12 protein-coding genes are annotated in these 12,653 nt (G+C 75.2%); 5 read left to right on the forward strand and 7 right to left on the reverse strand.

The genetic code is table 11. The features are described 5' to 3' along the window. The first annotated feature begins 30 nt into the window (after positions 1–30). The 3 genes from AC0GKK_RS08050 to AC0GKK_RS08060 are packed head-to-tail and all read left to right on the forward strand — an operon-like array spanning position 31 to position 1,372. Positions 31–261, forward strand: a complete 231-nt coding sequence (locus AC0GKK_RS08050) for a PTS sugar transporter subunit IIB (RefSeq protein WP_020626212.1) — start codon at positions 31–33, stop codon at positions 259–261. Beyond that, a complete protein-coding gene (locus AC0GKK_RS08055) occupies positions 258–707 on the forward strand; it encodes a PTS sugar transporter subunit IIA (RefSeq protein WP_073578206.1) in 450 nt (149 codons plus the stop codon). Before AC0GKK_RS08050 ends, AC0GKK_RS08055 begins: the two co-directional genes overlap by 4 nt. Further along, positions 704–1,372: an HAD family hydrolase gene (locus AC0GKK_RS08060; protein WP_489883505.1), complete on the forward strand. Its 669-nt coding sequence runs from the start codon at positions 704–706 to the stop codon at positions 1,370–1,372. Before AC0GKK_RS08055 ends, AC0GKK_RS08060 begins: the two co-directional genes overlap by 4 nt. Before the next feature lie 7 nt (positions 1,373–1,379). Here AC0GKK_RS08060 and rsmD read toward each other — a convergent pair whose 3' ends face one another. Together rsmD and AC0GKK_RS08070 are read right to left on the reverse strand one after the other, a co-directional pair. Further along, the gene (gene rsmD / locus AC0GKK_RS08065; RefSeq protein ID WP_208821105.1) at positions 1,380–1,934 is read right to left on the reverse strand and encodes a 16S rRNA (guanine(966)-N(2))-methyltransferase RsmD; all 555 of its coding nucleotides are present in this window, start codon (positions 1,932–1,934) and stop codon (positions 1,380–1,382) included. Between the two features lie 21 nt (positions 1,935–1,955). Further along, on the reverse strand, positions 1,956–5,336 hold the full coding sequence (locus tag AC0GKK_RS08070; protein ID WP_489883506.1) for a pyruvate carboxylase: 3,381 nt from the start codon (positions 5,334–5,336) through the stop codon (positions 1,956–1,958). Between the two features lie 272 nt (positions 5,337–5,608). Here AC0GKK_RS08070 and AC0GKK_RS08075 point away from each other — a divergent pair, with 272 nt between their 5' ends. Beyond that, entirely contained in the window at positions 5,609–6,256 is a 648-nt protein-coding gene (locus AC0GKK_RS08075; protein WP_489883507.1) for a hypothetical protein, read from the forward strand. Between the two features lie 4 nt (positions 6,257–6,260). On the opposite strand, the gene AC0GKK_RS08080 is transcribed toward AC0GKK_RS08075, so the two are convergent. Together AC0GKK_RS08080 and AC0GKK_RS08085 are read right to left on the reverse strand one after the other, a co-directional pair. Next, positions 6,261–8,444 (reverse strand): ATP-dependent DNA helicase RecG, encoded by a 2,184-nt coding sequence (locus tag AC0GKK_RS08080; protein WP_489883508.1) that lies wholly within the window; start codon positions 8,442–8,444, stop codon positions 6,261–6,263. Further along, positions 8,445–10,253 (reverse strand): DAK2 domain-containing protein, encoded by a 1,809-nt coding sequence (locus AC0GKK_RS08085; protein ID WP_489883509.1) that lies wholly within the window; start codon positions 10,251–10,253, stop codon positions 8,445–8,447. A 157-nt stretch (positions 10,254–10,410) separates the two neighbouring features. On the opposite strand from AC0GKK_RS08085, the gene rpmB reads away from it, so the two are divergent. Beyond that, complete coding sequence (gene rpmB / locus AC0GKK_RS08090) at positions 10,411–10,602, forward strand: 50S ribosomal protein L28 (RefSeq protein ID WP_020627372.1); 192 nt, start codon at positions 10,411–10,413, stop codon at positions 10,600–10,602. A gap of 72 nt (positions 10,603–10,674) precedes the next feature. On the opposite strand, the gene AC0GKK_RS08095 is transcribed toward rpmB, so the two are convergent. Genes AC0GKK_RS08095 through AC0GKK_RS08105 form a run of 3 tightly spaced genes read right to left on the reverse strand, consistent with a single transcriptional unit; the run spans position 10,675 to position 12,492 of the window. Next, the gene (locus AC0GKK_RS08095) at positions 10,675–11,280 is read right to left on the reverse strand and encodes a DUF1707 SHOCT-like domain-containing protein (RefSeq protein WP_251784870.1); all 606 of its coding nucleotides are present in this window, start codon (positions 11,278–11,280) and stop codon (positions 10,675–10,677) included. A 10-nt stretch (positions 11,281–11,290) separates the two neighbouring features. After that, a complete protein-coding gene (locus AC0GKK_RS08100; protein ID WP_346106270.1) occupies positions 11,291–11,971 on the reverse strand; it encodes a uracil-DNA glycosylase in 681 nt (226 codons plus the stop codon). Then, the gene (locus AC0GKK_RS08105) at positions 11,968–12,492 is read right to left on the reverse strand and encodes a gamma carbonic anhydrase family protein (RefSeq protein ID WP_489883510.1); all 525 of its coding nucleotides are present in this window, start codon (positions 12,490–12,492) and stop codon (positions 11,968–11,970) included. Before AC0GKK_RS08105 ends, AC0GKK_RS08100 begins: the two co-directional genes overlap by 4 nt. Positions 12,493–12,653 lie beyond the last annotated feature (161 nt).

Here is a 12,653-nt window from a genome sequence, read left to right on the forward strand (position 1 = left end):
TAACCAGTTGCGACCAGAGGGAGACCTCCTATGAGCAGGGCCGACGACATCGTGGCGGGGCTGGGCGGACCCGGGAACATCACCGACATCGAGGCGTGCATCACCCGGCTCCGGACCGAGGTCGGCGACCCCGGCCTGGTCGACGACGCGGCGTTGAAGGCCGCCGGGGCGCACGGTGTGGTCCGGTCCGGGACCGTCGTGCAGGTCGTGATCGGGCCGGAGGCGGAGAACCTCTGCGACGACGTCCGGGACCTGCTGTGACGTCCGTCGTCGCGCCGGTCGACGGCGCGGTGGTCGGCCCCGCGGGGGTGCCCGACCCGGTCTTCCGCGACGAGCTGCTCGGCGGCGGGACGGCCGTCGAGCCGCCCGCGGACGCCACCGAGGCGGTCGTGCTGGCCCCGGTCGCCGGCACCGTCGCGGCGCTGCACCCGCACGCCTTCGTGATCACCGCCGACGGTGGCCCCGGGATCCTGGTCCACGTCGGCATCGACACGGTCTCGCTCGGCGGGGCCGGGTTCACCACGCACGTCGCGAAGGGCGACGCGGTCGAGCGGGGCGCGCCGGTGCTGACCGTGGACCTCGCCGCCGTGCGGGCGGCCGGCCTCGCGCCGACCTGCCCGGTCGTCGTGCTGGACTCCCCCGCCGGCTCGGTGAGCGCCCCCACCGGGCACACGGTCCGCGCCGGCGACGAGCTGTTCCGCCTGTGACGGGCACCGTTCCCGACGGCGCCCCGGTCGTGTTCGACCTCGACGGCACCCTCGTGCGCAGCGAGCACGTGCACCGCCGGACCTGGGCCCGGTTCTTCGCCGAGTGGGGCGCCGAGGTCGACGACGAGACCTACCGGCACCGGTTCATGGGCCGCCGCGCGGCCGACACGCTGCGCGAGGTCGACGGGCCGTGGCGCGACGCGGACCCCGACGAGCTCGCCGCGCAGCTGGCCGGGCACGGCTCCGCCCTCGCCGACGACGTCGACGTCGTCCCCGGCGCTCCCGCGCTGCTCCGGTCGCTGGCCGGGCGCGGGCACCGGCTCGCGGTGGTGACGAGCGCCCGCCGCGGCTGGGCCGACCGGGTGCTGGGCGAGGTGCTCGATGCGGCACCGCTGGTCGAGCTCGTCGTCACCGCCGAGGACGTCGTGCGCGGCAAGCCGGACCCGGAGGGCTACCTCACCGCGTGCCGTCGCCTCGACGCCGACCCGGCCGGCTGCGTCGCGTTCGAGGACTCCGTTGCCGGGGTGTCCTCGCTGGTCGCGGCCGGGATGGGCACCATCGTCGGGGTCCGGACGACGGCCGGGGACGCGGAGCTGACCGCCGCCGGGGCACACCGGACGGTGCCGGACCTGACGCCCGGCCGGCTGCTGGGCCCGGCGGCCTGATCCGGGCTCAGCCCCCGAGCGAGCCGTGGTGCAGGACGGTGTCGCCGTAGCGGCGGGACCGGCCCGCGGTGAACCCGGCGGGCCAGCCGAACTCACCCGACGACTTCGCCCGCTCGACGACGACCGCCGCACCGGGCGCGAGCCAGCCGTGGGTGGCGGCGGCGGTCAGCCAGCCCGCGAGCTCGTCGTCGGGCACCGCGTAGGGCGGGTCGACGAGCACGACGTCGAACGCCCGCGGCGCGGGCCCGGCCAGCACCGTCCCGGCCCGCCCGGTGACGACCGACCCGCCGAGCCCGACCGCGGCCAGGTTGCGCCGCAGCACCCCCGCGGCCCGCTTGTCCGACTCGATGAACACCGCGTCGGTCGCGCCCCGCGACAGCGCCTCCAGCCCGAGCGCGCCCGACCCGGCGCACACGTCCAGCACGGCGGCACCGCCGAGCCCCGGGTCGTGGTCGAGCGCGGAGAACAGCGCCTCACGGACCCGGTCGGAGGTCGGCCGGGTCCCCGACGGCGGCACGGCGAGCCGTCGTCCGCCCGCCGTGCCCGCGATCAGCCTGGTCATCGCTCCATCGTGCCGTGCGGCTCAGTCCAGCTCGACCAGCAGGTCCCCGCCCTCGACCTGGGTGACCTGCCCGATCGCGAGCCGCTTCACGGTGCCGGCCCGGTGCGCGGTGATCGACGCCTCCATCTTCATGGCCTCGATGGTGGCGACGGTCTGGCCGTCGTCGACGGTGTCGCCCTCGCCGACCTGCAGCGTCACGACCCCGGCGAACGGGGCGGCGACGTGCGCGTCGTTCCCCTTGTCGGCCTTCTCCGCGGCCTTGACCTCGGTCGCGACCGACTCGTCGCGCACCGCCACCGGGCGCAGCTGCCCGTTGAGCGTGGTCAGCAGGGTGCGGTAGCCGCGCTCGTCGGGCTCGGAGACGGCCTCCAGCTCGATGATCAGGGTGACGCCGGGCTCCAGGTCCACGGTGTGCTCGAGGTCCTCCTCCAGCCCGTAGAAGAAGTCCTTCGACGACAGCACCGCGGTGTTGCCGTACTGCTCGCGGTGGCTGTCGAAGTCGTTGGTCGGGCCGGGGAACAGCAGCCGGTTCAGCGTGCGGCGACGCTCGTCACGCAGCCCGCGACGGTCCTCGATGGACAGCTCCGCCTTCTCCGCCTCGGGGCTGCGGCCCTCCAGCGCGCGGGTCCGGAACGGCTCCGGCCAGCCCGCGGGCGGCGAGCCCAGCTCACCGCGCAGGAACCCGATGACCGAGTCCGGGATGTCGAAGCCCGCCGGGTCCTTCTCGAAGTCCGCGGCGTCCACCCCGGCCCCGACCAGGTGCAGGGCCAGGTCACCGACGACCTTCGACGACGGCGTCACCTTCACCAGCCTGCCCAGCATCCGGTCCGCGGCGGCGTAGCAGTCCTCGATCAGCTCGAACCGGTCGCCCAGCCCGAGCGCGATCGCCTGCTGGCGCAGGTTCGACAGCTGCCCGCCGGGGATCTCGTGGTGGTAGACCCGTCCGGTGGGGCTGGCGAGGCCGGACTCGAACGGCGCGTAGACCTTCCGCACCGCCTCCCAGTACGGCTCCATGTCCCCGACCGCGGTCAGGCTCAGCCCGGTCGCGCGGTCGGTGTGGTCGGTGGCCGCGACCAGCGCCGACAGCGACGGCTGGCTGGTGGTGCCGGCCATCGAGGCGACCGCGCCGTCGACGGCGTCGACCCCGGCGTCGATCGCCGCGACCAGCGTCGCGAGCTGCCCGCCCGCGGTGTCGTGGGTGTGCAGGTGCACGGGGAGGTCGAACCGCTCCCGCAGCGCCGTGACCAGCTTCTTCGCCGCGGGCGGGCGCAGCAGGCCGGCCATGTCCTTGATGGCCAGGACGTGCGCGCCCGCGTCGACGATCTCCTCGGCCAGACGCAGGTAGTAGTCCAGGGTGTAGAGCTTCTCGCCCGGGTCGGACAGGTCGGCGGTGTAGCAGAGCGCGACCTCGGCCAGCGCCGTCCCGGTGTTCCGGACGGCGTCGATGGCCGGGCGCATCTGGGAGACGTCGTTGAGGGCGTCGAAGATCCGGAAGATGTCCATGCCGGTGTCCGCCGCCTCCTGCACGAAGGCGTCGGTCACCTCCGTCGGGTAGGGCGTGTAACCGACGGTGTTGCGCCCGCGCAGCAGCATCTGGGTGCAGATGTTCGGCGCCGCGGCCTTGAGCGCGGCGAGCCGGTCCCACGGGTCCTCGGCCAGGAAGCGCAGCGCGACGTCGTAGGTCGCGCCGCCCCAGCACTCCAGCGACAGCAGCTCGGGCATGGTCCGCGCGACGTAGGGCGCGACCGCGACCAGGTCCCGGGTCCGGATCCGGGTCGCCAGCAACGACTGGTGGGCGTCGCGGAACGTCGTGTCGGTGACCGCGACCGCGGTCTGCTCACGCAGCCGGCGCGCGAAGCCCTCGGGCCCGAGCTCGCGCAGCAGCTGCGCCGAGCCGTCCGGCGCGGGCGTCTCCAGGTCGACGCCGGCGGGCAGCTTGTCGACCGGCTCCACGACCAGCGGCCGGTCGCCGTTCGGCTTGTTGACCGTGACCTCGCCCAGGTACTGCAGGATGCGCGAGCCGCGGTCGGCCGACGGACGGGCCTTGAGCAGGTGCGGGCGCTCCTCGATGAAGCTGGTGGTGACCCGGCCCTGCTTGAAGTCCTCGTCCTCCAGCACGGCGGCGAGGAACGGCAGGTTCGTCGCCACGCCACGGATCCGGAACTCGGCCAGCGCGCGACGGGCACGCCGGGCGGCGTTGGCGAAGTCGTGGCCGTGACAGGTCAGCTTGACCAGCATCGAGTCGAAGTGCGCGGAGACCTCGGCGCCGACGTGCACGGTGCCGCCGTCCAGGCGCACGCCCGGGCCGCCCGGGGAGCGGTAGACCGACAGCGTGCCGACGTCGGGCCGGAACTCGTTGGCCGGGTCCTCGGTGGTGATGCGGGTCTGCATCGCCGCACCGGTGAGGGTGATGTCGTCCTGGGTCAGCCGCAGCTCCGGCAGCGTCATGCCCGAGGCGATCCGCAGCTGGGCGATGACCAGGTCGCGGTCGGTCACCTGCTCGGTGACGGTGTGCTCGACCTGGATGCGCGGGTTCATCTCGATGAAGTGGTGCTTGCCGCGCTCGTCGAGCAGGAACTCCACGGTCCCCGCGTTGACGTAGCCGATCTTCCGCGCGAAGTTCACCGCGTCGGCGCAGATCCGGTCCCGCAGCTCCGGGTCCAGGTTCGGGGCCGGGGCGATCTCGACGACCTTCTGGTGGCGGCGCTGCACCGAGCAGTCGCGCTCGAACAGGTGCACGACGTTGCCGTCGGCGTCGGCCAGGATCTGGACCTCGATGTGCCGCGGGTTGACCACGGCCTGCTCCAGGAACACGGTGCCGTCGCCGAACGCGGACTCCGCCTCCCGGCTCGCGGCCTCGATCGCGTCACGCAGGTCGCCGGGCTCGGTGACCCGGCGCATCCCGCGTCCGCCACCCCCGGCGACCGCCTTGACGAAGATCGGGAAGTCGATGTTCTCGGCCGCCGCGAGCAGCTCCTCGACGTCCGAGGACGGCTCGGAGGACTCCAGTACCGGCACGCCCGCCTCCCGGGCGGCGGCGACGGCGCGGAACTTGTTGCCCGTCAGGTGCAGGACCTCCGTCGGCGGCCCGACGAAGGTGATGCCCTCCTCGGCGCAGGCACGGGCCAGATCGGGGTTCTCCGACATGAAGCCGTAGCCGGGGTAGACCGCGTCCGCGCCGGCCTTCTTCGCCGCCCGGATGACCTCCTCCACCGACAGGTAGGCGCGGACCGGGTGCCCCGGCTCCCCGATCTGGTAGGACTCGTCGGCCTTCGCGCGGTGCAGCGAGTTGCGGTCCTCGTACGGGAACACCGCCACCGTCGAGACACCCAGCTCGAACGCGGCCCGGAACGCCCGGATGGCGATCTCGCCCCGGTTGGCCACCAGCACCTTGCGGAACATCGTTCTCCTCATCACGATCGGCGACGACGCCCGTGGCGGCGGGGGTTCCCGCGCGACGGACGCGTGATCCTGACACGACCGGCCAGGTCCCGACCACTGCTCGGGACAGGGTGCCCACACAGCGGGACGTCGCCCGGTCCCGGCGTGCCGGTGGTGCCCCGTGGCGTGGCACGACGTGCCGTCGCGGGCCGGTGCGTGGCGCGATCCGGACACCTCGGGCACCGTGGGGCGGGTACCGGCCCCGTCGGCCGGCGCGGCGGGGAGGTGGTGGCGTGGTGGCCGTGGTGTTCCAGTTGCTGTCGTTCGCGCTGCTGGCGATGGCCGTGATCGGCGCCTACCGGCGGCTGCGCGCCGACCGCGGCCCCGGTCCCGGCCCCGCCCCGGAACCGGCCGCACGTACCGTGCTGTCGTCCGGGGCCGTTGCCGCGGAGCAGGCGTGGCGACGCGCGCGGGCGGAGTTCCAGCGGCTGCGCGCGGAGTTCGCCGCGCACGAGGCGGACCCGCTGGCCGTGCTGCGCCGCCCCGCGCTGTCGGACACCACGGTGGCGGCCACCGCCCGGTTCGTCGACGCGTTCGCCGAGGCCCAGGCGCTGGACACCGACGGCTACCCGGGCGAGCCGCACGCCGGGACCCACGTGCGCGCCGTCGACGCCGCCCGCCGCGCCTGGACCGCCGCGGTCGACGCCGCCGACCGGATCCGGCTCGCCGGGCTGGACCCCGAGGAACGGCGCACCGTCGAGCGGGTGGTGAAGCTGCTGACCACCGCGCGGGACTCCGACTCCGAACCCGAGCGGCTCGCCGCCTACGGCCGCGCCCGCGTCGAGCTGGACCGGCTGGAACGGGCCGGGCGGGTACACCTGCCCCGCCCGGCCCGCGCCCGGCTGGACGCCGCGGCCCGGGGCGAGCTCCCCGGGCCGTGACCGGTCAGGACTTGTCCAGGTAGGCGGCCCGCTCCTCGTCGCCGAGGGTCTCCCCCACCAGGTTCCGCAGCCGCGGGTGGCCGGCCAGGCCCGGGTCGTCGGCGACCAGGTGCCGGGCGTACACCTGGGCCTTCTCGATGACCTCGCCGTGGCGCAGCAGCGACAGCAGCTTGAGCCCCGAGCGGGAGCCGGACTGGCTCGACCCGAGCACGTCGCCCTCACGGCGCAGCTCCAGGTCGAGGCGGGCCAGCTCGAAGCCGTCGGTGGTCCCGGCGATGGCGTCGAGCCGTTCGCGGGCGGCGGTCGCGGCGGGCATGTCGGTGACCAGCAGGCACAGGCCGGGTGCGCTGCCCCGGCCGACCCGGCCGCGCAGCTGGTGCAGCTGGGACAGGCCGAAGCGGTCCGCGTCGAGCAGCACGATCCCGGTCGCGTTCGGCACGTCGACGCCGACCTCGATCACCGTGGTCGCGACGAGCACGTCGAGTTCGGCGCGTTCGAAGGCCCGCATCACGGTGTCCTTCTCCTCCGGCGGGAGCTTGCCGTGCAGGATCCCGACCCGCAGCCCGGCCAGCTTCTCCTCGATCAGCGGGGCGATGTCGAGCACCGCGAGCGGGGCGCGCCGCTCCTCGCCGCCGTCGTCGTCCGGCGGGGGCTCCTCGGCGTCCTCCTTCTTCTCGGCACCCTCCTTCTCGGTACCACCGACCCGGGGGCACACGACGTAGCACTGGTGGCCCGCCTCGACCTCCTCGCGGATCCGCTGCCACACCCGCTCGATCCACGACGGGTGCTCGGCCAGCGGCACGACCGTCGTCGCGACCGGGGAGCGGCCCTTCGGCAACCCCTTCAGCTCGGACACCGCCAGGTCGCCGTAGACGGTCATGGCCACGGTGCGCGGGATCGGCGTCGCCGTCATGACCAGCATGTGCGGGGCCGCGCTCCCGCGGGCGCGCAGCGCGTCGCGCTGCTCCACCCCGAACCGGTGCTGCTCGTCGACCACGACCAGCCCCAGCTCGGCGAAGCCGACGGTGTCCTGGATCAGCGCGTGGGTCCCGACGACGATCCCCGCCGCCCCGGACTGCGCGTCGAGCAGCGCCTGCCGCTTGGCCTTCGCCCCCATCGACCCGGTCAGCAGCGTCACCGCGGTCGTGTCCTCCCCCGCGCCGAGCTCGCCGCCGCGGCCGAGCGCGCCGAGCATCGCGCGCAGCGAGCGGGCGTGCTGGGCGGCGAGGACCTCGGTGGGGGCCAGCATCGCGGCCTGGGTGCCCGCGTCGACGGCCTGCAGCATCGCCCGCAGCGCGACGATCGTCTTGCCCGCGCCGACGTCGCCCTGCACGAGGCGGTTCATCGGGTACGCGCGGGCGAGGTCCGCGGCGATCTGCTCGCCGACCTCCTGCTGGCCCTCGGTCAGCGGGAACGGCAGGTCCGCGTCGAACGCGGCGAGCAGGCCGTCGTCGCGGCGCGGGCACACCGGGGCCGGCCGCGCGACGGCGGCCTCCCGCCGGAGCGCGAGCGCCAGCTGCACACCGAGCGCCTCGTCCCACACCAGGCGGTGCCGGGCGGCGAACAGGTCGGCCTCGGTCTCCGGCACGTGGATGCGCCGCAGCGCCCGCCCCAGCTCGGGCAGCTTCTCCCGCTTCCGCAGCGACTCGGGCAGCGGGTCGGTCGGGTCGTCGATCTGCTCCAGGACCTGGCGCACCGAGCGTGCGATGGCCTGCGAGGTCACCTTCGCGTTCGCCGGGTAGACCGACAGGAACGGGCGCAGCGAGTCGCTCTCCTCGATCTCCTCGAACTGCGGGTGGGTCAGCTGCAGCCGGTTGTTGAACACCCCGACCTTGCCGGAGAACACGCCGACGACGCCCTGCTTGATGAAGCCCTGCAGCTTCCAGCCGTTGAAGAAGGTGGCGTCGAGCTCGCCGCCCTTCTCGTCCCGGATGACGGCCTTGAGCATCTTCCCGCGCCGGTTGCGCATCTCCCGCAGCTCGGCACGCGCCACCGCCGCGACGACGGTGACGTGCTCGCCCGCGACCAGCCCGGCGATCTCGGTGAGCCGGCCGCGGTCGACGTAGCGCCGCGGGTAGTGCCGCAGCAGGTCCCCGACGGTCTCCAGCCCGAGCGGGGCCAGCGCGTCGGCGGCCTTGCGCCCGAGCGGCCCGTCGAGCCTGCTGTCGAGGTCGAACCCGTCGTCCATCTACTCCACTCCCAGCACCAGCGGGTAGTCGCCCTGCTCCCCCCGGTGCACCACGACGTCGACCTCCGGGTGGGTGCGGCGCAGGTCCTCGGCGAACCGCTCCCCGAGCTCGTCGGGGGCGGCCGAGCCGAGCAGCACGGTCACCAGCTCCCCACCCGGAGTGAGCATGCGGTGAGCCAACCACAGGGCACCGACAGCGAGATCCGGGGCGATCAGCACGACCTCGCCGTCGGAGATCCCGAGGATCTCCCCCGGGCGGCAGGGACCGGCCCAGGTGAGCGCCTCAGCCTCGGCGACGGCCAGCCCACCGGTCCGGGTGGCGGCCGCGGCCTCGGCCATCGCGACGACGTCGTCCGGGGCGCGGCGGGCCGGGTCGTGCACCGCGAGCGCGGCCAGGCCCTGCAGCACCGAGCTCGCCGGGATCACCACCACGTCGATGCCCTCGAACCGCACCCGCTCGGCCGCGGTCTCGGTGACCGTGCGCCGGTGCGTGGCACACGGCAGCACCACGACGTGCTCGGCGCCGGTCGCGCGGATCGCGGCCAGGACCTCGTCGACGGTCGGGTCCGGGTCGGCGACCAGCACGTTCCCCCCCGCGGCCCGGGCCAGCGCCCCGGCCCCGCTGCTCTCGATCATCAGCAGGACCGCGCGGTCCCGGGTCGGCGGCGCCGGCGGCAGCGCCTCGATCCGGATCCCCGACGGGCGCCCGACCGCCAGCCCCGCCTCGACCGCGGGCCCGGCCTCGGTGGTGTGCACATGCACCATCACCCCGCCACCGCCGTCCCCGGCGAGGCCGACCGAGTCCCCGAGCCCGGCGAGCCGGGCACGCAGCGTCTCCAGCGCGGCCGGGTCGGGACCGAGCAGCCAGTAGGTGACCTCGTAGACCGGCTGGGGCACCCACGGCACGAGCTCGCCGTCGGCGGTGACCGCCGAGGCCGGGCCGGGCGTCCCCACCTGCGACGACGGCGGCGGCCCCGGATCACCGCCCGCCGCGGCGACCAGCGCGTCCAGCACGACGACCAGGCCCAGCCCGCCCGCGTCGACGACCCCGGCCCGCACCAGCTCCGGCGGTCGCCCGGTGGCCCGGGCCAGTGCGGCCCGGGCCGCGTCCGCGGCCACCCGGGCGGCCTCGGCGAGCGCACCGGTCGTGTCGAGGCCCGCGCCGTCGAGGTCGGCGCGGCCGGACGGGTCGGTGCCCCCGGACGGGTCGGTGCCCCCGGACGGGTCGGTGCCGCCGGACGGGTCGGGCAGGTCGGCGACCCGGGTGAGCTCCGCACCGGCGGAGGACGGCCCGGTGGCCGCCCCGGCCGCCACCCGCGCCGCCACGGCCGCGGCGGCGGCGTCGAGCACGGTGAGCGCGGTCCCCGGGCGCGGCGCGGACACCGCGACGGCCGCCAGCGCCGCTGCCCGCCGCAGCGCCCCGGCGAGCAGCTCACCGGCCGGGGTGTTCGGCCGTCGTGCGGCCGCGGCCTCCAGCTCCTCGGCCAGACCCCGGAACAGCTGGGACAGGATCAGGCCGGAGTTCCCGCGGGCCCCGCGCACCGCGGCCGCGGCCAGGGCCGCCGCGGCGCGCACCGGCCGGACGTCCTCGGCGGCGGGGTCCGCGGCGGGGGCGTCGGCGGCCGGGGAGTCCCCGTCCAGCGGGGCCGAGGCCGCCGCACGGGCGGTCAGCAGGAGGTTCGACCCGGTGTCGTGGTCGGCGACCGGGAAGACGTTGATGCGGTCGATCTCGGCCCGGCCTGCGGTGAGCCGCTCGGCGGCGGCGTCGATCCAGCGGCGCAGCAGCGCGGGGTCGAACGGCGAGGCCACGGGCCCCACACTAGGTGCGCGGAGGCCTCCGGTGCCGCGGGACGGCCCCGCGCGCCGGTCACGACACGGGCGTGGCTAGAATTGAAGGCCGAGCCTCGGCACGTCCGTGCCGAGAATCTGTTCGTGAATCTGTTCGTCAACCCGAGGAGTGTCCGACGTGGCTGCCGTCTGCGACGTCTGTGGCAAGGGTCCGGGCTTCGGCATGTCCGTCTCGCACTCGCACCGCCGCACCCACCGCCGCTGGAACCCCAACATCCAGACGGTGCGCGCCGCGATCAACGGCGGCAACCGCCGTCGGATCAACGCCTGCACCTCCTGCCTGAAGGCGGGCAAGGTGACCCGCGTCTGAGTGCGCGAGACCCGAACCACGATCGAGGCCCGGTCCCCTGGGGACCGGGCCTTCGTCGTTCCCGGGGCCGGATCAGCCGACCACGGACCGCCACCAGCCGCGGCGTGCCCCGCGCACGGTGACCGACCCCATGCCGACCTTGCCGTGCACCACGAGGTGCGGCCCGGCCGCCCCGGGCGTCGCGGGCACCCGGGTCTTCACCTCGCCCCAGGACGCCTTCGTGCCGTCGACGTCGGCGGTGCCGCCCTCGGGCAGGACCAGCACGACCTCGCCCATCCCGAGTGCGACCTCGATGTCGATCCGCGGCGGCAGCGACCGCACCTCGGAGAGGTCGAGGTGGATGGTCCCCATCGACGACGACAGGTGCAGCGCCGCCGGCACCTGCCAGTCCCCGGTGCGCTTGATCGTCCCCGCCGCGGTCGTCAGCCGCACCCGCTCCGACGGCGCGGGCGGACGCGCGGGGACGGGCGCGAGCGCGGTGACCGACGGCGGCAGCCCGCCCGGCAGGTCCGCCAGCGGCGGCTGCAGGTCCCGGGCGACGCGCGCGGCGTAGACCGCGTCGAGCCGTTCCTCCAGCTCGCTCAACGTGATGCGGCCCTCGCCGACCGCGTCGTGCAGCCGGCGGGCCGCCGCCTCGCGGTCGGCGTCCGATATGCGCATGTCCCCCGGGTCGTCCACCCGGTCCAGCCTAGGGCAGCTTCCAGTCGACGGGTTCCCCGCCGATCTCCTCCAGCAGGTCGTTGGCCCGGCTGAAGGGCCGCGACCCGAAGAAGCCGCGGTCGGCCGACATCGGCGACGGGTGGGCCGACTCGATCGTCGGCACGTCGGACAGCAGCGGGGCGAGGTTGCGGGCGTCGCGGCCCCAGAGGATCGCGACCATCGGCTCGGCGTCGCGGGCCACCAGGGCGCGGATCGCCTGCTCGGTGACCTCCTCCCAGCCCTTGTTGCGGTGCGAGGCCGGCTCCCCGGGGGCGACGGTCAGGCACCGGTTGAGCAGCAGCACGCCCTGCTCGGTCCACGGGGTCAGGTCGCCCGAGGTGGGCGCCGGGTGCCCGAGGTCCTCGGCGTACTCGCGGAAGATGTTCTGCAGCGAGCGCGGCAGCGGGCGGGTCTCGGGGGCGACGGAGAACGACAGCCCGACCGCGTGGCCCGGGGTGGGGTACGGGTCCTGTCCGACGAGCAGCACCCGGACCTCGTCGAAGGGCTGCTGGAACGCGCGCAGCACGTTCGCCCCGGCGGGCAGGTAGCGGCGGCCCGCGGCGATCTCGGCGCGCAGGAACTCGCCCATCGCGGTGATCGTCTCGGCGACCGGTTCCAGTGCCTGGGCCCACCCGGCCTCGACGACCTCGTTCAGCGGCTTGGCCATCAGCCCTCCAGCCGGCGCAGCTGCGACGCGAAGCGGCGGCCCCGGTCGACGTAGGACTCCACGGAGTGCCGCCAGCGGTCGGCGGGCACCTCGTAGCCGTCGCGGACCCGGGCGGGCACGCCCAGCGCCATCCGGTACGCGGGCACGTCGGCCTTCGGCGACACCACCGCGCCGGCGGCGACGACCGCGCCCTCGCCGATCGTCGAGCCGTTCAGCACCACCGACCCCGAGGAGATGAGCGCCCGGTCGCCGATGGTGGCCGCCTCGATGTGCACGTTGTGCCCGACGGTCACCTCGTCCCCGATGATCGTCGGCTGCTCCAGGGTGGTGTGGATGATCGACCCGTCCTGGATGCTGCTGCGGGCACCGACCTCGATCCGGCCGTCGTCGCCGCGCAGCACCGCGGTGGGCCAGACGGTGGACTCCGGGCCCAGCGTCACGTTGCCGATCACGACGGCGTCCGGATGGACGTAGGCGGTCGGGTGGATGTCCGGTTCGGCGTCACCGAGCGCGTACAGAGGCACACCGCGAGGGTACGAAGCGCCCGCGGGCCGCCACGCCGGGGGCCCACCCCCACCCGCGGAGACGTGCGCGGCGCAACCGACCGGGGTGACCGGAGACGTCGGTGTGGAAACCCCGTCGAACGGGTAGAAGCTCCCGAGTCATGATCAGGGTGCCCGGCACC

Source organism: Pseudonocardia sp. P-1, assembly GCF_058111925.1.

Coding starts and splice junctions, on each gene's coding strand:
- AC0GKK_RS08050 (WP_020626212.1), top strand. CDS start 31: ATGAGCAGGGCCGACGACATCGTGGCGGGGCTGGGCGGACCCGGGAAC.
- rsmD (WP_208821105.1), bottom strand. CDS start 1,934: ATGACCAGGCTGATCGCGGGCACGGCGGGCGGACGACGGCTCGCCGTG.
- AC0GKK_RS08070 (WP_489883506.1), bottom strand. CDS start 5,336: ATGTTCCGCAAGGTGCTGGTGGCCAACCGGGGCGAGATCGCCATCCGG.
- AC0GKK_RS08080 (WP_489883508.1), bottom strand. CDS start 8,444: ATGGACGACGGGTTCGACCTCGACAGCAGGCTCGACGGGCCGCTCGGG.